The organism is Streptomyces echinatus, assembly GCF_014203595.1.
GTDB classification, from domain to species: Bacteria; Actinomycetota; Actinomycetes; order Streptomycetales; family Streptomycetaceae; genus Streptomyces; species Streptomyces echinatus.
Window position 1 is genome coordinate 1 of sequence record NZ_JACHJK010000024.1, and the last position, 19,723, is coordinate 19,723.

Consider the following 19,723-nt stretch of genomic DNA (forward strand, 5'->3'; position numbering starts at 1 on the left):
GCGATGATGAAGTTCAGGAACTTCTCGGCGGGTTGGCATGCAACCCTCCGACCCCGCATGCAACGAGCAACAGCCCAGGTGGAGGCGGGAGCCGGGCACGGCCTCACACTTCCGCGTGCCGCCAGTGCTACGCCAGTGTCGCGGCGGTGCGCGCCAGAGGTGCAGACACTCATCTCCTAAATCTCCCCTAAACGATCAAGCCATCGTTGCACTTCAGAGGGGTCGGACGGCCCCCTGCTCTCCTGCGTCGCCGGGAGGGCAGGGGGCCGCCCTAGTGCCGGGCCCCCGTCACCTCGGGGGGGCAATCCACTGGGCGACGGGGCCGGCACGTCTGGATGCTTCGACCTTCCGGGTTGCCCGGCGATGCAGGTCGATGCCGCAGTTCACCTCTTCGGGTGAACATGCGTTCGATTGATGGACACTACAGCGAGCCTCACGGCATATGCCAGATCAGCCGTAGGGCGCCAGGCGATTTCAAGATCACATAATGCCCGGTAAACCGGGCTGACTTGTGATCATCTTCGGCAGAGCGTTTATCGAGTGCCGACCCTGCCCGACGACGACGCCTGGCTCCGCCGCGAGCGGCAGGCCATCGGCGACCGCATCCGCGTCCGCAGGCTCCGCGACAACCGCACCCAGGAGAGCATCTTCCTCGCCGCCGGCCTGAGCCGCTCCGCCTATCAGGAGGTCGAGTCCGGCGCCGCCGATGCGCGCGTCAGCACCCTGCTGAAGATCGCAAAAGTGCTGGGCGTGCACGTCACCGACCTCCTTCGCGACTGACTTTGCGTCAACGTTTACCGGAAGACAACATCTTGTTGACTGTTCACGCAAGGGCCTGAGGCGCATTTATCTGACCCGTTACACGCATCCGGTGACGCACCGCACATGGCGTGGCCAGGGCTTACCCGCTCGGCAAGATCAGCCCGAGTTACTTACCTCGGGGGCAGGCCGACCGCGCCGCAGGAGCTTGTACGCCTCCCACAGCACCTCGGCATCCGTGCACGGCTCGCCATCGACGCTTCGGCAGACGGTGCAGCCGACGGCATGGGAGACGTAGTCGCTGTATGCCTGCCGCGTCGGGCTCAGGTCGGCTCGGACGGATGGGTCCGCCGGGGGGCTGTCGGGTCTACGCTCGTCCACGCTGACGCTCCGATCGTCGGCTGCCCCTGAGGCTGCCCGCCTGCGGCCTCGGGGGCGCATTGCTCCGCAGGTCTACTGCGGTCTACCGCACTGTACTGCGGTCGCGCGGTGTACTGCGGCTACCTACGGTCAAAGGGTGAGCGTTGATCTTGACCGGACCCGGCCGATCTGGAGACAGATCGCGGCCGTCATCGTGGGCCGCATCGAGGACGGCACCTACCCAGTCGGCGTGCGGGTGCCCTCGGTGGTGGAGCTGTCGACCGAGTTCGGCGTCGCAGCATCGACGGCACAGAAGGTCTTGGCGCACCTGAAGACGGAGGGCTTGGTGCGCGCCGAGGTCGGGCTCGGCACGTTCGTAGCGGACCGGCCGAACTCCTAGGCCGCTGCCAGATGGGCGGCCTAGGATCGTGACCATGTCCACCACTCCCCCGCCCCCGGGCCAGCCGAGGCCGGCCGCGGTCGTGCAGGCGGAGATCCGTGCGCTGATGCAGGAGACGGGCGGCTGGCTGTGGGGGCCCACCCGTGAGCGGTACGAGCAGCTGCGGGACGAGTGGCTCGCGGCCGAGCGCGGGGAGATGGCGACCGCGGCGTGAGAATGCCCGCCCCTGTCTCTTGCTCACGAGGGCGGGCATTCCCATCCTGCCACTAGCCCGCGGCTTCTGGCAGAATCTCACGACGGATGCCGTAGAGGCATGAGCTGACGTGGGCCTTCATCTGAAGGTCCCACGCCATGCGAACGGCGCTGGCCTGGTCCTCTTTGACGGCAACGACAATCTCCGGAAAGACCTTCGCTTCATCGCCCTGCGGTTCCGCATATACCTCATACCGAGCCACTCTCTGCCTCCTTGATCCTGGTGTAGCTACACCGTAGGCTGGGTGTAGCTACACCGCAAGTACCCGCGAGAAAGGATCAAGGAATGGCTGTCGTAGCTACACCCGGCTACGGTTCACGCATGCCGAACCAGCCGAAGACCCCCGCCCGACAGATGCGCATCGGCGACGAGTGGTACGACTTCGACCTCGCCGCCAAAGCCCAAGGCAGCGAGCGTGCAGCCGTCATCCGGGCCTTCATCGACTGGTACATCCGGCGACCCGACTCCGAACTGCCCGAACGCCCCGAAGCCAGCTACTGGCGGAAGGCGCAGACGGATGACTGAACCAATCGACAACTGCATAGAGTGCGGCAAGCCGAAGTCCGAGGAGCGCCGCCAGAGCCTTACCCGCGGGCGGTGCCGGAACTGCTACCAGCGGCACGTGTATGCCCTGAAGAAGACGGGAGGGTTCAAGGCCATACAGCCCGCTCCCGCTCTGGAGCGACTGTTCAGCCGAGTCACCCCAGGTCGCAACGGATGCATCATCTGGACCGGCCCAGTCAACCCGATCACCAACTATGGGCAGGTATCGCGGGACCTGGATGCAGCCGGCTACGCACACCGAGCCGCCTATGCACTCCTGAAAGGCGAGATACCCGTGGGGCTCGTCATCGACCACGCGTGCCACAACCGGGACCCGGAGTGTCCCGGCGGCAACTGCATCCACCATCGGTGCATCAACCCGCACCACCTGGACGCTGTCACCCAGAGCGAGAACCGACGCCGATCACCGCACACGAAAGCAGGCGCCCGCCGGACTCACTGCAAGCATGGTCACGAGTTCACGCCGGAGAACACGCGAGTTCGGACGACCGGGGCCCGAGTCTGCATCGCCTGCCACAAGCGCCGCCAGCGCGAATTCACAGCCAGGCGACGAATGGCAGCCGAGGCCTGACACGCAACGCCCCGCCGGGCATCACTCCGGCGGGGCGTCATTCGAGTAACTGTCGCACCAGATAGCGCGGACAGAAGTAGACCCATCTTAGGCGGACTCACTGACAACGCCGGGGCGCGACGACTGGTGGTCGTCGACGGGTGGCGCTTCGCCGTAGACGTCGGGCCAGCCGTCTTCTTCCTCGGCCGCGGCGGGCTCTTCCTCGTGGATCATGCGGCCAGGATGGCAGACGCTCAGGCGTCCTCGGGCCACTCCGTCAACTGCTCGCCGCTCTCCTCGTCGGTGAGGGTGATGCGGGCGCCGGGCATCGCGCCGAACTCTCCGACCCAGCGGATCAGCTTCCGGCGGGCGGTCGCCTCGTCATCCCACCAGCCATGCGCCACCGGCCGGCCGCCGGATTCAAGGAGCAGGTGGTAGCGGCCGGGGCTGTCAGCCACGCAGCAGCTCGGACGCCGGGACCTTGAAGCGGTGACCGCACGGGGTGAAGTCGACGAGCAGGCCATCGTCGCCGATATCGGCCGTCCGGTCGGTGATCTGCGTGGGCTGCACATCGCAGTCCGGGCACTCAGGCAACGGCGGGTAGTCCGAGACCTGCAGCAGGTTGTGCGTGATCTCGTGCTCACGCTCGGCCATGCGCTGCTTCAGGTAGTTGATCCAGTCGATGGGCATCTGTTCGCGGTCGGTCATGCCCTCAGGATGGCAGAGGTCACCGACACACCTATTATCGAACGCGTGAACGATTCACTGTCCCGCCTCGAGCTCCTCCGCTTCCTGGAACGCGTCCAAGAGGCCGACCTCGAGCGCACCCGGCGGTGGATCGCAGACGAGGAACGCCGCCAGCTCGAGCGACAGCAGGGCGAGCAGGCCCGGCCGCCCGCACCGGACTGGGTCCTCGAGCTCGGCCTTAACCGGGACGCACCCGCCGTGTACGTGCACGAGGGCGGCTGCTGGAACGCCGGGAAGCGCAGCAAGGGAGTCGACCGGAGCACTGCGCTACGGGCCCTCGCCGAGGGAGTCGCCGCCTGCCCGCACTGCCGGCCCGACTCGGAGCTCGGCTACCTGGAGGCGTAGAGCGGAAGGATCCCCGTCCGAGCATGCCGACCGCTACGGTGTCGCCCTCAGTACACTCCCTGGGGGGACCATGAAGATCTTCTTGCTGCTGTTCGCCGTGCTGCTTGGCGGCCTTGCTCTCGCTGGCGTCCAGCGCGCCACGCACTACCCGGACGTTCCCACGCTCGTCGGCGACATCATCATCAGCCTGCTTCTGCTGGCCGGCGCCTGGGCCTGCCTCACCCGCGTCAACCACCTGAGCGAGGCGAGGAGGACAAAGCCGCAAGAGCCCAAGTAGGGGCAGCCGCAGGGCCTCCCGTGGGGAGCCGGGAGGTGCGGCGGGCCCTGCCGTTTTCAGGTCGGCAGGGCCCAGGGAGGGGCATTCACCCGGGGGTTGGTCGGATCACCCGCATGCACACCATGCATCACGAACCAGCCACCGCGGAAGCCGTCGGCTGAAAATGAATGATCCGGTGCACGACCCGTGACAGGCGGGCCAGTTGCGGCATAACGTGACCGGGCGGCCTGCCTCGTCCGCAGCGACCCCCTCGGGGGCGTGGGGAGTACCCCGCAGGCAGGCCGCACCCTATGCTGACGCAGCGACGCCCCGCCCACTTACCCTGGGCGGGGCGTCGTGCTTCAGGCGTCAGGCGTCGGGGATCTCTTCGGCGTGCACCGTCTCGAAATGCCACCACCTGCCGTCAGACCACTGCATGACCTTCGCGGTGTCGGCGCCAGAGCGAAGGGCCGCGCGGACGTGCTCGAAGGCCTTGGCTTCACTGGTGTGCTCGACTTCGGCGAGCTGGACCCCGTTCTGAGTCGGGATCACGCGCCAGGGCTTGCGGGGCTTGGCCGTCATGATCGTGATTCCTCCCTTTCCAGGTATCTGTAGATGGTGGTGCGGGCGACGCCGAGTTCGTCGGCGATGTCCTGCACGGTGTGCTTGCGCTTGCCGTCGTCGCCGAGCTCGTCGTACATCTCCTGGGCAAGCTGGACCTGCCGGGGCTTGAGTGCCTGCTTCCTGCCGCCGACCCGGCCTCGCGCCCGGGCGGCGGCGAGGCCGTCCTGGGTGCGCTCGACGATGAGAGCGCGCTCGAACTCGGCGATGGCACCGAGGATCTGGAAGAACATGCGACCGGCCGGGGTGCTGGTGTCGATGCTCTGGTCGAGCACGACCAGGTTGACACCCCTCTTCTCCAGCTGCTCGGCGAGCTCGATGAGGTTCTTCAGAGAGCGACCGAGCCGGTCGAGCTTGGTGATGACGAGCTCGTCGCCTTCACGTGCGGCGATGAGGGCCTTGTCGAGTTCGGGCCGCGAGGCGAGCTTGCCGGAGGCCTTGTCGACGAAGACGGGGTCGCAGCCGGCGTCCCGGAGTGCGTCCTCCTGTGCGTCTGGGTTCTGGTCGCGGGTCGAGACGCGGCCGTATCCGATTCTCATGGACTCAGAGTATCGATTCCGAACCCTTTGCGCTACATAGTTAGTGACACGAGTTTCCGACAACTTCGTGCTGCAGAAACGGCGTTGCTTGCCGATCCGTCCGTAGACGGTCGTTTCTCGACATGACGAAACGCCCCCTCCCGAAGGAGGGGGCGTCGTTCAGTCTTCGTCGTCGGCCGGCGGCCAGGGCGGCGGTTCGAGGAACGGCCAGCGGGACAGCCACAGGGGGGCCTCAGGCTCTGCGTCTTCAATCGGGGTCACGGCGGTCACCTCAGCCAGTAGTTCGCGGCGAGCTGCTTCAGGCCGGCCAGGTCGTAGGCCGTCAAAAACTTCCCGGCGCCGGTGCTGGTCCGGTAGCCGCCGTTCGGGGCGCACTCGACCGGCAGCCAGCCGGCATCACTGACCACGCACTCGAAGTCCTCGACCGTGCCGTCCTTGTCGCGGTCGTAGTTCGGGTGGTCGAGGCCGAAGATATGCCCGAGTTCGTGGCTGACGACGTTCTTCCGGTAGATGTCGTTCAGGGTCGCGTTCGTGGAGAACCAGTTGCTCGAGGTCCAGTACTCGCTGTCGATGAGGAGGTGCCCGCCCCACGCGGAGTCGTCTGCGGTGTCGTGGCAGGCGAGGGCTTTGCTGACGCCGGCCTTGCCGGTGGGCCGGTACAGGTAGTGGACGACGATGGCATGCCGGGACGGGCAGCTGCTGATCGGGGTGTCGTCGAGGGCGGTGGTGACGGTGATGGGGACGCCGACGCTGGTGGTGACCTGGTTGGCCGGCGTCTTGAAGTACGGGGCGAGCTTGGTGCGGGCGGTGTCGTCGGCGAAAACGATCGTGTAGCCGTCCGGGGCGAGGCTGTAGATGCCGTTGGCCGTCCACGCCCGCCAGCCGGTGCCCGAGTACACGGGTGTCGCGGCGGAGGCCTGGCCGGGCGCGACGGCCAGCAGCAGGGCGGCCAGGATGGCGGGCAGAGTGAGTCGGGCAGCGCGCATGCGGTCTCCGGAAAGGCGAAAGCCCCCGCCGGGTTGGCGGGGGCTGCGGGTGGTCGGTCAGGCCGGGACGTCGCCGGCGTCATACACGGGCGGCGGGGGCGGCTCCGGGGAGGCGACGGGCGGCGGCTCGGCCTCGCCGATGGCGATGAGCACCGTGATGTCGGCGGCGCCGGGATCCGGCCGAGGCTGTACCGGCCGCGGCGGTTCTGCCATGTCACACTCCAGTTCGGTTGTACTCCTCGACCAGCGGATGTGGCGGCTCGGGCTCGATTCCCGCACGCGTCATCTGCCGGCACCAGCGATCGGCACTCCAGGAGAAGGCCCGCAGCAACGACTCCAGCCGGGACTGCTTCGTCCGCAGCTCCCCGTTCTCCTTGTCGACGCGCTCCACCGTGGCCTGCAGCACCGACAGGTCAGCGGTCCTCTGTGCCGGGGCCACCTGAACCTGCGCTGCCGCCTGCGTGGCCTCGGCCGTGGCAGCGGCTGCCTCCCGTGTGGCTCGCGCGGCGAACCACCCGGCGACGATCATGCCAAGCGTTCCGAACGCAGCTGTGATGCCCGCCCACAACGTCATGGCGCCTTGCCTCTCCGGGCAAGCCTCGGCACGTGGGGGACCGAGTACTCGGGCACCGTGGCCGCCCACATGATGACCCCGCAGTGTGAGGTCAGGTACCAGATCGCGACCCAGATGCCGCGAGAGTAGGTGCCGCCGACGACTGCGGCGCTGTAGGCGATGGCCCACACCGTGGGGGGAATGAGCGCGGCCATGAAACCCGCCCAATCGCGGCCGACCTGGAAGAAGGCAAAGGTCGTCGTCACGAGGCCGCAGATGATCCAGAGCCAGGCCCAATGCCTCAGCCCGGCGAACTGCGTGAGCAGGTGGAGCCCTTCAGGCCCCGGCGGATCCACGAGAAACCCGACGCCCCAGCACGTCTTCCCGACGCCGAGGATGAGCAGGAAGTGGCCGCGGCGGCCCAGCATCGTTCGGATCCGCCGGGCCGCACGGCACGCCACTCAGACCGCCGTCGGGCCGGTCGGCGCGGTGGGACTGGACGGCGTGACCTGGGCGCGGGTCAGCAGGGTGAGCCCGGCGAGGACGAGCGTGTTGATGGCGCCGATGGTGGCCTGGCTGACGTCGTATCCGAATGCGGCGACGAGGACGGCGCCGGCTGCGACGACCGCGGTGAATGCCTGCGGGGCGACGGGCCGGGTCAGGGCGGCGGCGATGGCGCCGAGGATCGCGGAGACGGCGGCGACGATCGCGCCGGCCTGGTCCGCGGTGAGCCCGGTGAATCCGAGCGACACGATGAGGCCGAGGACGGCCGACAGCGTGTTCAGGACGACGACCGGCTCTCTGCCGAAGATCTTCATTGGGGTCTCGTTTCTTCCAGGTCAGGCGGGGATCCATGCCCCGTCGCGGACGAAGCCGTGCGTGCCACAGCACCGCCACAACAGGGAGGGTTCGAGGTGCAGCGGCTCGCGGGACACGAGGGTGTGCGCGCTCGTGCCAGCGGCCACCCAACAGCCGCCATACACCTTGCGGTCCTCGGGAACGCCTTCTAGTGCGCTGCACCAGTGCCAGAAGGTTGGGTTGCCTTCTTCCGCCAACCAGCCGAAGCAGATGTCATCGGTCAGCTTGGTCATGCCGACCATTTCCATGCCGGGCCAGTCCGACGGAGGCGCCGGGCGTGACGCGCTCACGCAACGACCTTGAAGCCGTAGCGGTCGCCGAGGTAAGTGAGGGATGCCTTGCCGGGGATGCCGTCGGCGTCGGAGCCGCTGTAGCCGAGGTGCCGCTGCAGCTTGGCGTAGGCCTCGACGGTGACCTTGCCGTAGTGGCCGTCCGAGTAGGCCTTGGAGAGGTAGCCGGCGTTGACCAGGGCCGCCTCGACCACCTTGACGCCCGAGTAGGTGACGGGCTGGCCGGCCGCGGACGGGTTGGACTTGGCGGCGGCAACCAGCTTGGACAGGTCGACGGTCGGCTTTGACGGAGTCGGTGCCGGCTTCGTGGGTGGCTTGGTACCGAGGCGCGCGGAGATGCCGGCGAGGACGTCGTCCCACTGCATGCCGGGACCGCGGGGGTCGACCTTGCCGGGCTGCCAGTCGAGGTGCCGGATAACGGAACGGGCCGTCCAGCCGTGGTGGCGGCAGAGCGCGGCAGCCACCTTCTCGATGGCTTCGATCTGCTCCGGCGGCCACGGGTCCTTGTCGTCGCCCATGTTCTCGCACTCGAAGCCGTAGAAGTGCCGGTTGCCGTCGACGGACGCTTCGTCGTCGGTGGGCGGCTTCGTCTCGGCGATGACGGCGGCGAGCACGTCGGGGTCGCCGAGGCCGGCATGGTTCGCGCGGCCGTAGCCCACGAGGTACACCTTGCCGTCCTTGGCGATCATGCCGTGGCAGAGCGGGCCGGGCAGCGCGGTGTATCCGTCGCGCACGATCTGCACCGTGTTGGCGGTTCCGCGGGTGACGGTGTGATGGATCATCACGCCGTTCACGGGACCCCACGGCCCCTTTGTGTTGCGGTTATGGGTCTCCCAGTCGCCGACCTCGACGACGGAGACGCCCTCGGCGCGCAGCAGCGCGGCGAACGTGGATGCGCTAGGTGGAGTGGCCAAGGCAGGCCCCTTTCTGGGCATGGCGAAGGGCGCCCAGGTCCGGGGCGCGGGCGGAGCGGGGGTGGGTCAGGGGGCGGGGGCGACGATGAGCTCGCGCAGTGCGAAGGACGCCGTCGTGCCGGACTGGCTGGTGCGGTGCAGCAGCCGGGTGTTGTAGTTGGCGCCGGGCGTGAGGCCGGTCAGCAGGTGCGTGGCGGTCGCCCGCATGAAGACGGTGCCGTAGCTGCCGTAGCCGTTGATGTCGAGGGCAGCCTCGACAATGGAGCCGGATCCGATGCTGCTGCCCTCGCGGGTCTCAGGGGCAATGAGGCTGCCGGCGGTGGCGGAGGTGTTGTCGACTCGGGCGCCGGTGGTGATGAGGACACGGCCGGACAGGGGCGCGATGAAGGAGACGCCGCAGGTGGCGTAGCTGCCAGTCGATGAGCCGGTGCCGTAGGTGGTGATGGTCGTGCCGAAGCTGGCGGTCTGCTGGTCGCTGACGGCCGCGCCGCCCGGGACGGGCAGCCAGGCGGATCCCGTGTAGACGGTGAGCAGGTTGGCGTCCTTCAGCCACGCGACCATGCCCTCGACGGGCGCGCTGGGGCCGGTCAGTGCAGCGCTGCGCGCGGAAGCGGACGCGAATCGCATCACCGACCGCTGCACGATGGCGTTGGCGATGTTCTTGGCGAGGGCCTCGGCGTTGGGGGCGTCGAAGAGGGTCGCGATGCTGACGCCCTGGCCGTAGTCGTCCGTGGTGGCCATGCTGCTCCCTTACACGAGGCGGTATCGACTGAGGGCGTCGAACTGGGCGTACTTGGTGCCGGTGGCCAATGGCGTCGGGTTGTAGTCGGTGAGCGTGATCGCTCCGCCGGACGTGACGGTCATGACGCCGAAGTAGCCCGGGGCCACGCTCACGGTGACGCGGGAGTTCTTCAGGGGCGTCGCCTCGGCCGGCAAGGTGGCAACGGTGACCCCCGCCGCGATCGCGCCGGACATCGTGCCGATGCCGCACAGGCCGGCCGTGCCGTCCGGGTACAGCCTGTAGGAGGGCGTGTTGTAGGAGGCGATCGCCGTCCAGCCGGACGCCAGCGTGAACGGGGTCCAGCCACCGTCGCCTGTGGCCAGCCGTCCGGCGGCGAGCCAGTTACCCGAGCTGGAGATCGTGACGATGATGACGTCCCCGGCTGCCGGGCCCGGGTAGCTCTGAAGGCGGCGGGCCACGATCCCGTCGGTCGTCGTGACCGTGCCGTCGGTCCCGACGGTCTGCACGACGGCCTGCCGCCAGTCGGAGCCGCGTACCGTCGGCGTCCGCTCCCCCACCCTGCGGGCCTGCTGCTTGATGGCCCAGGCGAGGTCTCGGTGCCCGCGCGGTGACGGCGTCGTCATGCGCCCTCCTTCGCGGAGATGGTGCTGATCGGGAAGTCCCCGCCGACGTCGAGCGGCACCGTGAAGGATGCGGCCTGGTGCAACTCGGGGGTGCCGTCCGGGTGTACGACCCGCAGGATGTCGCCGGCCTCCAGCGCCGGGTTGGGCAGGGAGGACAAGTCACCCGTGGCGTTCGGGGCCCGCAGTTCGGCGAGCTTCAGCGTGGCCGCATTCTGGCAGGCGGCTGTGGTGGTGAGGGTGGCTGAGGTGTAGAAGAAGGGCCGTCGCCCGTAGGGGCCTGACCAGTAGGTCGGCGAGGAGGGGTCGTCGTCGACGACCAGGGCGGAGACCGGTGCGATGTTGTCGCTGGTGTTTTCCCCGCGGGCAAGGACCCCGTTGTACACGGCGTCGCTGCTCATGCCGCGGCTGGCCTGGATGTAGGCGCCGCCCTCCCCGGCGGCGATCTCCCAGACCGGAGCGGCAACGGCGATGTCGGGCAGGGTAGCGATGATGAACTCGCCGTCTGGGGTGGCGTACACCTCGGCGCCCGCGGTGGCGGCTATCTCCTGGCAGGCCGCCCAGGGGTCCGCCTCGACGTCGTAGGTTCTGCGGCCAATGGTGACGGTGCCGATACTGCTGATGACGGAGGCGTCCGGCAGGGACCGTTGGATCAGGGCGGTCACAGCATTCGTGACCGTGCCGGTCGCCGAGTATGGGGCGGTGAACTTGTCGTCCGCGATGCATGCGGACAGGTCTTTGCCCTGGAGGGTGACGGGTCCGTCGTTGATGTCGCCGTCCACGCTGTCGAGCCGGAACAGTCCGAGCGGCACCAGCTCGAACGAGCCGTCGCCGTAGTCGACGCCGCGGCTGATCCGCAGCCGGGCCCCGTAGGTGGCGAGCTGATCGACAGGGGACCGCGGAATCAGGGTGGGATCCGCAACGGTGACGGTGCAGGTCCGGCGGATCGCCTGCGAGCGGTCTACCGACACGCTGCCGCCCGTGATCTCCAGGTCGATGACCCTGCCATCCGTGAGGAACAGCTCGACACTGATGAGCGGGCTGTGGGACTCGACGATCCGGTCCAGGAAGCGGTCGGATACCGGGTACACGCGTCACCTCCGGCGGTCGAGGAGCACGTCCTCCCACGTCGCGTAGGTGGTCAGGACGTCCTGCCAGGTCGCAAACTCGGTGAGCACGTCTTGCCAGGTCCGTCCGCGCGCGCCGCCGATACCGACCGTGACCGGCATGTCGGCCTCCACCAGCGGCAGCGTCCACGCCCGCCACTGCTCCTGCGCGAGCGGGCTGATGCGAGCCTCGGTGATCTGAGCGACGGACACGTACATGTCGTCGACACCCATGCCCGGGGCCGCCTGCCACAGCAGGACATTGCCGGAGTCGAGGAGCAGGTGCAGGGCCTGGCGCTCCTCGTCGGAGCGGGTCCAGATGGCGAGGTCGCCCTCCAGCCCCTGCCGGTGGCCGCTCAGTATGACCTTGTTGCGTCTGCCGCGGACGACGTAGCTGGCCTGCTCGACCGGCCGCTGCCAGTCCGGGGCTCGCGCCACCAAGACCCGGAGGTTGCGCTGTGGGTTGCCAGGATCCTTCAGCCACGCCTCGCTGGCGTCGGCCAGGGTGAGCGCCACGACCGTGGAAGTCCGGGTCGATGCGAGCGTCCCGGGCGCCGAGTACAGCTGGATGTAGTACGACACCGGCGAATCGAGCGGCACCTCATGATCCTCGATGACGACGGCGTCCGAGGCGATGGTGTCCTGCTCGATGAGGCCGTCCGTGCCGCGGACCAGCGTGCGGGATCCATCGGCAGCCACCCGGGTGACCGTGATCAGCTGGCCTACCGGCAGCTCGCGGAGGGTGAGCTGGATGTAGCCGTCGGCATCGACCGCCTCGACCGCGGTCTGCGGCAATACCTGCCACAGTGCGACCGCGTCCACGTACATCACGCTCGACGTCGCGGACGCTACCGCGACCACCTCGACGGCGGCCTGCACAGTGCCGTCGGGGGCCACAGCATCGGTGACAAGCTGATACCAGCCCCCGGCCGGCAGCGAGTACACGGTGCCGGTACTGGCGCCGAGATCACCCCCCAGGCCGTCGTACCAGCGGACCTTGACGGCGACCGTCGACCACGAGCCGGCGCCCGCCTTCGCGACGATCTGCGCCCGCCAGTTCAGGCCGGGCGCGTTCGGCACGCCGAACTTTGGTGAGCGGATCGTCGACGAGGTGGCCGTCGCGGAGGACACCGCGAGCGAGTAGCTGCCGTAGTAAGCAGCCGCCCCCCACGGCGTGGACCGGGCCAGTGTCGCCACGCCGGTCGGCACCGTCCACCCGCCGGTGTCCTGCTCGAAGCTGCCGTTGGTGTACGGAATGACCGTGCCCGCCATGATCGCGGGAGCGGTCTTGACGACGATAGTCTCCAGGCGCAGCACCTGCCCGGCGGACGCGCCATCCAGGCCGGCCGCAACGCCGCACGTGACGGCAGCCGCGGGAGCGGTCGCCGTCAGCAGCTGGCGGTGCATGCCGGTGCTCACCGGCGCCAGGTATGCGCGAGTGGCCTGGATCTGGTTGTTGTTGGCGTCGTAGAACCGCAGCTCCAGCCACGCCTGAGCCGACAATACGGGCGGCTGCAGGTAGGCATAGGCCAGGTACTCGACGCCGGGCGTCACCGTGGGCCGGTCGACGGCTGCGACCGCCGCGTTACCCCCGGCCGTGACGGTCATCGCCAGGGTGTGGCCGCCGGCGTAGTACCAGTCCACGGGCCAGCCCTGGGCGGGCACCTGCCGGGAAATGGTGGCGTTGACCTCGGCTGCCCAGCCGGATGCATCGACCTCGGTCGACTCCACACTGAACGGAAAGAGGTTGCCGAACGACCTGATCGGCAGCCCGAAGTACACGTTCTCGTAGTAGGAGTAGACGTTGGCGGCGGCCGGGGTGGACGACAGGATGACCTGCGCCCGCGTGGTCCCGGTCGGTGCCGTCCCGGCCACGCTGATCCGGTGCCAGGTGGTCGAGGCGGCCATCGTGGTCAGCGACCATGTGGTGCCGAGGACAGTGCCAGCGTTGTTCAGCCAGCGGATCCCGATGCGCTCGGGCACGGTCCCCCCGGACGCGTCCGCGAACGCGTAGTACAGGGTGCCGGCGGTGACGAGGACGGAGCCGAGGAGACGTGCCTGCATCTCCCCGGCAGCCTTGCTCTTCACGGCGAGCACGCCGTCACCGACCCGGCCCCCGCTGCCCTTGCTGATGGTGCAGTTGAGCTGAGGCGTCCAGCCCGTCACCACCGGATCCATGGACGAGGTGGCTTCGCTGAGGTAGTTCCCGGGGATCGTCATACGGGGAACCTCCTCAGCTCGCGTTCAGCACCTGCACCAGCTGCTGCTGGTGGTCCTGGACTCGGATGTCGATGAAGCCGGCGAGCGCCTTGTCGCGAGTGTGGACCTCGACGACGACCGGTGACCGGTCGGCGGCGGCCGTCATTGTCTGCCACTGCCCGCTCGTCAGGATGGCCTCGGGCTTGCCGGTGAGGTTCACCGCCGTCGTCACCCCGGGTGGCAGCCAGCCGCCCGCGTCGTAGCCGGCCGGGGGCCGGTTGGCGTTGGCCTGCTGGACGTTGGTGATGTTGCCGTACCGCCGGGTGATGTAGCGGACGGCGGCGGCCACGTTGGCGACCGGGTCGAGGATGTTCCACGACGTTCCTGGTACGTGGTTGGAGGCGAACGTCGGCGGGATCACCTGGGCCAGGCCCTGTGAGGGGATGCCGTTCTGGGCGTTGATGTCCCACCGGTTGATCGCGTTCGGGTTCCAGCCGGACTCGCGCGAGATCAACGTGTTCATACCGGCGAGCCACTGCCCGACAGCACCCGGCGGCGGGACGTGCGCGGCGGCCAGTGCCTGGCTGATGATGCTGCGGCGCCGGCCCGACGGGATCGTCCCGCCGATCGATCCGCCACCCCCTCCCCCACCGTCTCCGCTGAAGGTGACCAGATCGACGAGGCCCTTGACGAGGCTCTTCGGGATGCCGATGGCCAGCTTCCCGAACGCGGTGTCCTTGATGCTGTCCAGCGGCTTGATGAGCTTGCCGACGAGGCTGCGGATCGCCTTGGCCGGATCCCGCAGGAACGCGGTGGCCGAGGAGAAGAACCCCCCGATCTTGCCGCCGATCTTCCCGCCGAAGTCCTTCAGCTTGCCGAGGATGCCGCCGTCGGCCATGAGCTGGCCGCCGGCCTGCTCCCACAGCGACAGGGCGCGGGCCCGGTAGCGGGGATCGGTGGGGATGACGAACTCGGGATGCTGCGGCCGGCCCTCACCGACGATGGCCGTGGGCCGGTTGAACACGCCGGGTCGGGCCGGGACGGTGCCGCCCTGTGCGAGCAGCGGCAGAGTCTTCAGGTCCGGGACGCCCGGGATCCAGCCCGCGATCTTCTTCCAGACGGAGACGATGCCCTCGTTCCACACGACCCTGATCACCCAGTTTATGGGCGCCTTCGTCAGGCCCTTGATCCGGTCCCAGGCCTTGCCGATGGCATCCTTCGCGTCGGAGAACGCGGTGGCCACGCGCCCGACGGCGGTCTTCAGCGCGTCGAAAGCGGGCTTGATGCCCTTCCGCCACACGCCGTTGATGGCGCCGCTGATCCCGCTCCACACCGGGACGATGACCTTGTCGCGCAGCCACTTGTTGATGTCGGCGACGCCCGTGATGCCCAGCCGGATCGCGGTGAACGTGGGCTTGATGATGTTGTCCCAGGACCATTTGATGGTGCCCCGGATGCCCCGCCAAACCGGCTGGATCACCTTGTCGTTCAGCCAATGAAACACTGCTGCGAATGGGCCCGCGATGTAGGCCACTATGTCCGGCAGGATGCTGTGCCCGATCAGCACGTCGTAGAACCACTGAAAGATGTCGACCATCAACTTGACGGCGCCGTCCACGATCAGAGCGAGCCCTTGGATGATCGGCCCGACCACGTCGCGGACGAAGTTGACGAACGTCGTAAGCCAGTCAAGCACCGTCGTGATTCCGCCTGCCAGCCCGTTTGCCATCAGGCTCACGAGGTCCAAGAGGGGGGGCATCAACCAACTGAGCACGTTGATGGCCAAGGTCACGACTAGCGCCACCAGCTCGGCCAGCGGCGGCACGATCGGCAGCAGCGCCAGAGCGAGCTGCACACCGGCCTCGGCCAGCTGCAGCAGCGACGGCAGCAGCTGCATCAGGACGTCCGTGCCCATCTCCAGCAGCATCCCGGCGATCTCAGAGATCACCGGGAACAGCGGGATGAAGGCATCCACGAGAGTGAGCAGGGCCTCGGCCAGCGGCGGCAGAGCCTCCGCCAGCGTCGTCGCGATCAGCCCGGCGAACTCGCCGAGGATCGGGGCGATGTCCGAGAGGATCGGGGCGAGCTGCTGAGCCAGCGATGCCCACACGTCCCCGAGCGGGCCGATGATCGCCAGCAGGGCCTCAGCGATCACAGTGAACGCATCGCCCAGGGTCGGCAGGATCGGAGTGAGCGCATCGAGCACCGTGGTGATCAGCTGCATGCCGACCGGGATCAGCGGCTCCAGCGCACCCAGAAGCTCGGTGAGCGCCGACGCAAACACAGTCGCAATCAGCCCGGCAACCTGCCCGAGGAGATCAACGAGCGGTGCGAGGAAAGGCTCCAGCGCCTGGAAGACGGCGGCGATGACGTCGCCGACCATCACCAGCGCAGGAGTGATCGCCCGCACCACATCGGTGAGCGGGCCGACCAGCACCTTGACCAGGCCGGTCACCACGTCGATCACCGGCGTTAGGGCGGGCGCCAGCGCGTTGATGACAGCGGCGATCAGGTCGGCGATCGGCTGCAGCAGCGGGATCACCGACTCGACGATCTGGATGATCGCAGTACCGACCGTCACCAGGACCGGGCCGAGCGCCTGAATGATCGGCATCAGGGCTGCGCCGAGCGCCGTCGCCAACTGCTGCAGGACCGGCCCGAGGGCCTGCGCGAGTTGGGCAACGAATCCGACGAGTGCCGTAATCAGGGGGACGGCCGCTTTCACCACTGCCCCGATCACGGGGACGATGGCGCCGACGATCTGCGCGACGCTGCCGAACAGCTGCCGCAGGCTGGCCTGCATCTCCGGCGAGGCGAGGATTTTCTTCAGCTCGCCGAAGACGCTTCCGAGCACGCCGATGATCTGACCGCCCGCATCGGAGGCGGCCTTAAAGATCTGCACGACGACGCCGAGCGCGTTGCCCAGCAGGGTGCCGAAGCTCTCCAGGATCTTGAACGCCGTATCGATGGCCTCCTTGAGACCGCCGGAGGCGAACGACTTCGCAATGCCGTCGGTGAAGTGCTTGATGGCGTCAGCGAAGTGCTGCATCAGCCCGTTGAAGGCGGGCTGGGCCGCGACCGTCAGCTGGCCGAACGCCGTAATAAGCTGGCGTGGGGTGTCCTTGAAGACGCGCAGGTTGTCGTTGGCACCCTTGAGGATCTTGTCGAGCATCCCCGACTTGCCCATGTCGGTGAGGGCGCCGGCCGCGGACTTGCCGATGCTGTTCCAGATGCCGCCGGTCTCCGTCAGCCGCTTCTGCAGCACCGGGAGCGTCGCCCCCGCGAGGGTGCGCACGGTGCCATCCAGGCCCTGGAAGAGAGCGTTCTGCACCGACAGGCGCATGTGATCCCACGCAGGCGCGAGAGCTTGCACCGCACCCACGAAAGACCGGGCGTTCGGCGACAGCTTGGCCATCGCCTGGTCCAGCTTGGACGTCTGCGCCGCAGCCGCGGCCTGTGCGTCGGCTACCGCCTGCGCGGCGTCGGCGACGGCCTGCTCGGCGTCCCGTATCTGCCGCGCGCCGTCCTTGCGGGCCTCAACGACGCCGGCCTGCGCATCGGCGACCTGCTGCTGGGCGTCAGCGACCTGCCGGGCCCCGTCGACCGCGGTGCGGCGGGCCTCCTCCCGCGCGTCGCCGACCGCACGCTCGCGCTCCTCGACGTTCTTGTTCGCCTCGGAGATGCGGTCCTTGGCGTTCTTGACCTGCTCGGAACCGTCGACGCCGGCCTTGTTCGCCTTCTTCGTGTCCTCGGAAAGGCGCTTGGTCTCGGTGCGCTGCTCTTTCAGGTTGAGCTTGGCCCGCTCGTAGGCCAGCTGCAGCTTGGCCAGCTGCTCCGGGGTCGTGCCCGGATTGGCCCGCGCCTTAGCAAGTTCCCTCTGCGCCTCGGTCAGCCGGATTGCGGCCTCACGCTCGTCGAGCTTGGACTCGGCGAGCCTGTTGTTCATGTCCTGCAGTGCCCGCGTGGCTTCCTCGCGGGCACCGTTCAGGGCCTGCTGCGCTTGCAGGGCGTCCTGCTGGGCGCTGCGCAGATCCTGCTCGGCGTCACGGACCTGCCGCTGCGCGTCCGCCTGCCGCTGCGCCGACTCCTCAACCGTGCGCGCAAGGCTCTGCTCGGCGTCCGCGACGGCACGCTGAGCCTCGCGGACGCGCTCGGCCGCCTGCACGCGCGCGTCCGCGAGGCCCTGCTGCGCCTTCGTCAGACCGCGCTGTGCCGACTCCACCGCGCGGGTCGCCGAGGCCGCCGCGTTGGCCTCCGCGGTGTGGTCGGCGAACGCCTGCTTGAACGCCTCCCCGACCCCGGACAGGCCCAGCTTCAGCGCGCCTGCCGCCGCACCCGCGGTAGCGAGCGCGGGCGCGAGAGCCGCGGCACCGGCAGCAGCAGCCGACAGGTTCGCGCCGATCGCCACACCGGCCAGCGCGCCCAGCCCCTTGAGGCCGGCACCGAACGCCTTGGAGAAGGCGCCCGCCCCGCTGCGGCCGGCGCTGGACGCGCGGGCGTTGACGGAGCGGGACCAGTCGCCCTCGAACTCCGGGCGGATCGAGACGTATCCGCGCCCGACGAGAACACCACCAGCGGCCACCGCGCACCCCCATCACTGGTTCGCGGCGGGCCTCCCGAACAGCCCTGCCAGCTGTCGCGCTCCGGAGCCGTGCTTGCCTCCGAAGCGGATGACGTTGCTCTTGGTGCGCTGCTCCACGCCCGGTCGCGGGATCGGATCCGGTGGGCGCAGACGGCTCGTCTTCTTCGGGTCGCCGTGCAGCTTGACCATGGCGAAGGTGTTTTCACGCTGCGCGTCGATCAGAGCCGCCAGCAGATGCCGGTCCAGCGTCCACGCCTCTTGCTCAGGCGACGCCCCGCGCACCGCCCGCGCGGTCGCCGAGTCCTGCGGCAGGTACCGCAGGAAGACGCGCAGCTCACGCCACGACATCTCCCCGCGATACAGCTCCAGCAGCGAGCGGCCGGGCCAGTAGCGGGCGACGTCCCACTCGACGGCCTCCCCGTACTCCGTCAGGAAGCGGCGGAGGCCGGTGATTCCCCCGGCTCCAGCCCGGACCGCTTCTGCCACTCCTGGGCGATCAGCTCGATGTCGAGGAACGTGAACCCAGCCTCGTACATCTCGCGGAGCTTCTCAGCGCCGAGGACGTCCCGCAGCACGCCAGGCACGTTGTTCAGGTCGCCGACGCGCTCCTGCAGCTCGAACGGCAGCAGGCGCATCGGCGGCAGCGTGAAGGTGACATCGTGCAGCTCGTAGGTGGTCGGCTGCGGCAGTGCGTCGCGGCGCTGCTTGGCGAGGGAATCGAGGGAGACGACTTCCGTCCCCGCCGGCTTGCTGGTGGCCATGGGTTCTCCTAGCGGGTTCGCGGGTTGAACCCCGGCAGGCGACGACCCGCGTGCGTGCCTGCCGGGGAGAAGGGTTACGCCGCGGCCCAGGCCGGGTCGTTGGACAGCCACACCGCGATCTCAGGGGCGGCGTCGGCGTAGGCCGAGACGGTCATCGGCAGGGACACGGCGCCCGACCGGGCCAGCGTGATCGAGTCTCGGTTGGTGACCTCACCCCGGGAGACGATGAGCCGGTTGACGATGTCGCCGTCCGTCCACTCCAGGCCGATCGCCCGCTCGTCCGGGTCCGGAGCGGCCGGGATGGCCAGCTTGTGCACGCCGGTCGTGACGTCCGTCATCGTGGCGGACGGGAAGTAGAGCGTCACCGTGCTGGTCTTCAACTCGATGCAGGTGAACCCGAGCGTCATGTCCACACCGGTGAGGATCTTCCGGACCGGGGACAGGGACTGCCACGCGTTCACGTCCTCGGTGTCCGTGCTGTAGCTCAGCTCCACACCGTCGTCGGACAGGTAACCGAGATCCACCCAGCCCGCCGGCCAGGCCGAATCCAGGTCACTCGGGGCGGTGGTCCCCTTCGGGGCGATGTAGACGTTTCCGTTCAGGCCAACGCGCACGTTGTCAGCGTCGAGAGCCACGGGATGCCTCCAGGCATAGCGAGGACCCGCACGGCCAGACGCCGACGGGTGAAATGGTCAGGTACAGGTGCGGGTTGGGTCGT

At 68.6% G+C, this 19,723-nt stretch carries 28 protein-coding genes; 7 read left to right on the forward strand and 21 right to left on the reverse strand.

The window, feature by feature from the left end:
• The first annotated feature begins 540 nt into the window (after window positions 1-540).
• From FHS34_RS38410 to FHS34_RS38420, 3 genes are all read left to right on the forward strand, one after another.
• Window positions 541-780 carry a helix-turn-helix domain-containing protein gene (locus FHS34_RS38410; protein ID WP_225817754.1) on the forward strand — a complete coding sequence of 80 codons (240 nt, stop codon included), beginning with the start codon at window positions 541-543 and terminating at the stop codon, window positions 778-780.
• 496 nt (window positions 781-1,276) lie between these two features.
• Complete coding sequence (locus FHS34_RS42050; RefSeq protein ID WP_225817755.1) at window positions 1,277-1,519, forward strand: GntR family transcriptional regulator; 243 nt, start codon at window positions 1,277-1,279, stop codon at window positions 1,517-1,519.
• A 34-nt stretch (window positions 1,520-1,553) separates the two neighbouring features.
• The gene (locus tag FHS34_RS38420; RefSeq protein ID WP_184974412.1) at window positions 1,554-1,733 is read left to right on the forward strand and encodes a hypothetical protein; all 180 of its coding nucleotides are present in this window, start codon (window positions 1,554-1,556) and stop codon (window positions 1,731-1,733) included.
• A 52-nt stretch (window positions 1,734-1,785) separates the two neighbouring features.
• Here FHS34_RS38420 and FHS34_RS38425 read toward each other — a convergent pair whose 3' ends face one another.
• Window positions 1,786-1,974, reverse strand: a complete 189-nt coding sequence (locus FHS34_RS38425; RefSeq protein ID WP_184974414.1) for a hypothetical protein — start codon at window positions 1,972-1,974, stop codon at window positions 1,786-1,788.
• A 119-nt stretch (window positions 1,975-2,093) separates the two neighbouring features.
• Between FHS34_RS38425 and FHS34_RS38430 the strand changes: the two genes are divergently transcribed.
• Window positions 2,094-2,297 (forward strand): hypothetical protein, encoded by a 204-nt coding sequence (locus tag FHS34_RS38430; protein ID WP_086702268.1) that lies wholly within the window; start codon window positions 2,094-2,096, stop codon window positions 2,295-2,297.
• On the forward strand, window positions 2,290-2,907 hold the full coding sequence (locus tag FHS34_RS44290) for an HNH endonuclease (RefSeq protein ID WP_221510014.1): 618 nt from the start codon (window positions 2,290-2,292) through the stop codon (window positions 2,905-2,907). Before FHS34_RS38430 ends, FHS34_RS44290 begins: the two co-directional genes overlap by 8 nt.
• Before the next feature lie 87 nt (window positions 2,908-2,994).
• On the opposite strand, the gene FHS34_RS43630 is transcribed toward FHS34_RS44290, so the two are convergent.
• Genes FHS34_RS43630 through FHS34_RS38440 form a run of 3 tightly spaced genes read right to left on the reverse strand, consistent with a single transcriptional unit; the run spans window position 2,995 to window position 3,594 of the window.
• On the reverse strand, window positions 2,995-3,120 hold the full coding sequence (locus FHS34_RS43630) for a hypothetical protein (protein WP_263978473.1): 126 nt from the start codon (window positions 3,118-3,120) through the stop codon (window positions 2,995-2,997).
• A gap of 20 nt (window positions 3,121-3,140) precedes the next feature.
• On the reverse strand, window positions 3,141-3,344 hold the full coding sequence (locus FHS34_RS38435) for a hypothetical protein (protein ID WP_184974416.1): 204 nt from the start codon (window positions 3,342-3,344) through the stop codon (window positions 3,141-3,143).
• The gene (locus tag FHS34_RS38440) at window positions 3,337-3,594 is read right to left on the reverse strand and encodes a hypothetical protein (RefSeq protein WP_184974418.1); all 258 of its coding nucleotides are present in this window, start codon (window positions 3,592-3,594) and stop codon (window positions 3,337-3,339) included. The genes FHS34_RS38435 and FHS34_RS38440 overlap by 8 nt, the downstream gene beginning before the upstream one ends.
• A 45-nt stretch (window positions 3,595-3,639) precedes the next feature.
• Here FHS34_RS38440 and FHS34_RS38445 point away from each other — a divergent pair, with 45 nt between their 5' ends.
• Together FHS34_RS38445 and FHS34_RS38450 are read left to right on the forward strand one after the other, a co-directional pair.
• The gene (locus FHS34_RS38445) at window positions 3,640-3,978 is read left to right on the forward strand and encodes a DUF6233 domain-containing protein (RefSeq protein ID WP_184974421.1); all 339 of its coding nucleotides are present in this window, start codon (window positions 3,640-3,642) and stop codon (window positions 3,976-3,978) included.
• A gap of 70 nt (window positions 3,979-4,048) precedes the next feature.
• Window positions 4,049-4,255, forward strand: a complete 207-nt coding sequence (locus FHS34_RS38450; RefSeq protein ID WP_184974423.1) for a hypothetical protein — start codon at window positions 4,049-4,051, stop codon at window positions 4,253-4,255.
• A gap of 348 nt (window positions 4,256-4,603) precedes the next feature.
• On the opposite strand, the gene FHS34_RS38455 is transcribed toward FHS34_RS38450, so the two are convergent.
• The 17 genes from FHS34_RS38455 to FHS34_RS38535 form a co-directional block, all read right to left on the reverse strand.
• Complete coding sequence (locus FHS34_RS38455; RefSeq protein WP_184974425.1) at window positions 4,604-4,816, reverse strand: hypothetical protein; 213 nt, start codon at window positions 4,814-4,816, stop codon at window positions 4,604-4,606.
• Window positions 4,813-5,394 carry a recombinase family protein gene (locus tag FHS34_RS38460; RefSeq protein WP_184974427.1) on the reverse strand — a complete coding sequence of 194 codons (582 nt, stop codon included), beginning with the start codon at window positions 5,392-5,394 and terminating at the stop codon, window positions 4,813-4,815. Before FHS34_RS38460 ends, FHS34_RS38455 begins: the two co-directional genes overlap by 4 nt.
• A 266-nt stretch (window positions 5,395-5,660) precedes the next feature.
• Entirely contained in the window at window positions 5,661-6,380 is a 720-nt protein-coding gene (locus FHS34_RS38465; protein ID WP_184974429.1) for a zinc metalloprotease, read from the reverse strand.
• 57 nt (window positions 6,381-6,437) lie between these two features.
• A complete protein-coding gene (locus FHS34_RS38470; protein WP_184974431.1) occupies window positions 6,438-6,593 on the reverse strand; it encodes a hypothetical protein in 156 nt (51 codons plus the stop codon).
• A gap of 1 nt (window position 6,594) precedes the next feature.
• A complete protein-coding gene (locus tag FHS34_RS38475; protein WP_184974433.1) occupies window positions 6,595-6,954 on the reverse strand; it encodes a hypothetical protein in 360 nt (119 codons plus the stop codon).
• Window positions 6,951-7,361: a hypothetical protein gene (locus FHS34_RS38480; protein WP_184974435.1), complete on the reverse strand. Its 411-nt coding sequence runs from the start codon at window positions 7,359-7,361 to the stop codon at window positions 6,951-6,953. Before FHS34_RS38480 ends, FHS34_RS38475 begins: the two co-directional genes overlap by 4 nt.
• Before the next feature lie 33 nt (window positions 7,362-7,394).
• On the reverse strand, window positions 7,395-7,751 hold the full coding sequence (locus FHS34_RS38485; protein WP_184974437.1) for a hypothetical protein: 357 nt from the start codon (window positions 7,749-7,751) through the stop codon (window positions 7,395-7,397).
• A 21-nt stretch (window positions 7,752-7,772) separates the two neighbouring features.
• Window positions 7,773-8,024, reverse strand: coding sequence for a hypothetical protein (locus tag FHS34_RS38490; protein ID WP_184974439.1), 252 nt, complete (start codon window positions 8,022-8,024; stop codon window positions 7,773-7,775).
• Between the two features lie 53 nt (window positions 8,025-8,077).
• On the reverse strand, window positions 8,078-8,995 hold the full coding sequence (locus tag FHS34_RS38495) for an N-acetylmuramoyl-L-alanine amidase (protein WP_184974441.1): 918 nt from the start codon (window positions 8,993-8,995) through the stop codon (window positions 8,078-8,080).
• Between the two features lie 66 nt (window positions 8,996-9,061).
• Window positions 9,062-9,736: a hypothetical protein gene (locus tag FHS34_RS38500; protein WP_184974443.1), complete on the reverse strand. Its 675-nt coding sequence runs from the start codon at window positions 9,734-9,736 to the stop codon at window positions 9,062-9,064.
• Window positions 9,737-9,745: 9 nt separating this feature from the next.
• On the reverse strand, window positions 9,746-10,360 hold the full coding sequence (locus FHS34_RS38505; protein WP_184974445.1) for a hypothetical protein: 615 nt from the start codon (window positions 10,358-10,360) through the stop codon (window positions 9,746-9,748).
• Entirely contained in the window at window positions 10,357-11,448 is a 1,092-nt protein-coding gene (locus FHS34_RS38510) for a DUF5047 domain-containing protein (protein ID WP_184974448.1), read from the reverse strand. Before FHS34_RS38510 ends, FHS34_RS38505 begins: the two co-directional genes overlap by 4 nt.
• A gap of 3 nt (window positions 11,449-11,451) precedes the next feature.
• Complete coding sequence (locus FHS34_RS38515) at window positions 11,452-13,683, reverse strand: hypothetical protein (RefSeq protein ID WP_184974450.1); 2,232 nt, start codon at window positions 13,681-13,683, stop codon at window positions 11,452-11,454.
• A 13-nt stretch (window positions 13,684-13,696) separates the two neighbouring features.
• Entirely contained in the window at window positions 13,697-18,244 is a 4,548-nt protein-coding gene (locus FHS34_RS43935) for a transglycosylase SLT domain-containing protein (protein WP_184974453.1), read from the reverse strand.
• Between the two features lie 12 nt (window positions 18,245-18,256).
• Window positions 18,257-18,730 carry a hypothetical protein gene (locus FHS34_RS38525; protein ID WP_184974455.1) on the reverse strand — a complete coding sequence of 158 codons (474 nt, stop codon included), beginning with the start codon at window positions 18,728-18,730 and terminating at the stop codon, window positions 18,257-18,259.
• A complete protein-coding gene (locus tag FHS34_RS38530; RefSeq protein WP_184974457.1) occupies window positions 18,673-19,005 on the reverse strand; it encodes a hypothetical protein in 333 nt (110 codons plus the stop codon). The genes FHS34_RS38525 and FHS34_RS38530 overlap by 58 nt, the downstream gene beginning before the upstream one ends.
• A gap of 74 nt (window positions 19,006-19,079) precedes the next feature.
• A complete protein-coding gene (locus FHS34_RS38535; RefSeq protein WP_184974460.1) occupies window positions 19,080-19,640 on the reverse strand; it encodes a phage tail tube protein in 561 nt (186 codons plus the stop codon).
• Window positions 19,641-19,723 lie beyond the last annotated feature (83 nt).

Excerpts from the sequence above, each read along its gene's own strand:
- FHS34_RS38420 (WP_184974412.1), top strand. The coding sequence starts at position 1,554 with ATGTCCACCACTCCCCCGCCCCCGGGCCAGCCGAGGCCGGCCGCGGTC.
- FHS34_RS38480 (WP_184974435.1), bottom strand. The coding sequence starts at position 7,361 with ATGCTGGGCCGCCGCGGCCACTTCCTGCTCATCCTCGGCGTCGGGAAG.
- FHS34_RS38515 (WP_184974450.1), bottom strand. The coding sequence starts at position 13,683 with ATGACGATCCCCGGGAACTACCTCAGCGAAGCCACCTCGTCCATGGAT.
- FHS34_RS38440 (WP_184974418.1), bottom strand. The coding sequence starts at position 3,594 with ATGACCGACCGCGAACAGATGCCCATCGACTGGATCAACTACCTGAAG.
- FHS34_RS38465 (WP_184974429.1), bottom strand. The coding sequence starts at position 6,380 with ATGCGCGCTGCCCGACTCACTCTGCCCGCCATCCTGGCCGCCCTGCTG.
- FHS34_RS38505 (WP_184974445.1), bottom strand. The coding sequence starts at position 10,360 with ATGACGACGCCGTCACCGCGCGGGCACCGAGACCTCGCCTGGGCCATC.
- FHS34_RS38475 (WP_184974433.1), bottom strand. The coding sequence starts at position 6,954 with ATGACGTTGTGGGCGGGCATCACAGCTGCGTTCGGAACGCTTGGCATG.
- FHS34_RS38450 (WP_184974423.1), top strand. The coding sequence starts at position 4,049 with ATGAAGATCTTCTTGCTGCTGTTCGCCGTGCTGCTTGGCGGCCTTGCT.
- FHS34_RS38455 (WP_184974425.1), bottom strand. The coding sequence starts at position 4,816 with ATGACGGCCAAGCCCCGCAAGCCCTGGCGCGTGATCCCGACTCAGAAC.
- FHS34_RS38470 (WP_184974431.1), bottom strand. The coding sequence starts at position 6,593 with ATGGCAGAACCGCCGCGGCCGGTACAGCCTCGGCCGGATCCCGGCGCC.
- FHS34_RS38430 (WP_086702268.1), top strand. The coding sequence starts at position 2,094 with ATGCCGAACCAGCCGAAGACCCCCGCCCGACAGATGCGCATCGGCGAC.
- FHS34_RS43630 (WP_263978473.1), bottom strand. The coding sequence starts at position 3,120 with ATGATCCACGAGGAAGAGCCCGCCGCGGCCGAGGAAGAAGACGGCTGG.
- FHS34_RS38485 (WP_184974437.1), bottom strand. The coding sequence starts at position 7,751 with ATGAAGATCTTCGGCAGAGAGCCGGTCGTCGTCCTGAACACGCTGTCG.
- FHS34_RS38460 (WP_184974427.1), bottom strand. The coding sequence starts at position 5,394 with ATGAGAATCGGATACGGCCGCGTCTCGACCCGCGACCAGAACCCAGAC.
- FHS34_RS38490 (WP_184974439.1), bottom strand. The coding sequence starts at position 8,024 with ATGACCAAGCTGACCGATGACATCTGCTTCGGCTGGTTGGCGGAAGAA.
- FHS34_RS38500 (WP_184974443.1), bottom strand. The coding sequence starts at position 9,736 with ATGGCCACCACGGACGACTACGGCCAGGGCGTCAGCATCGCGACCCTC.
- FHS34_RS38530 (WP_184974457.1), bottom strand. The coding sequence starts at position 19,005 with ATGGCCACCAGCAAGCCGGCGGGGACGGAAGTCGTCTCCCTCGATTCC.
- FHS34_RS44290 (WP_221510014.1), top strand. The coding sequence starts at position 2,290 with ATGACTGAACCAATCGACAACTGCATAGAGTGCGGCAAGCCGAAGTCC.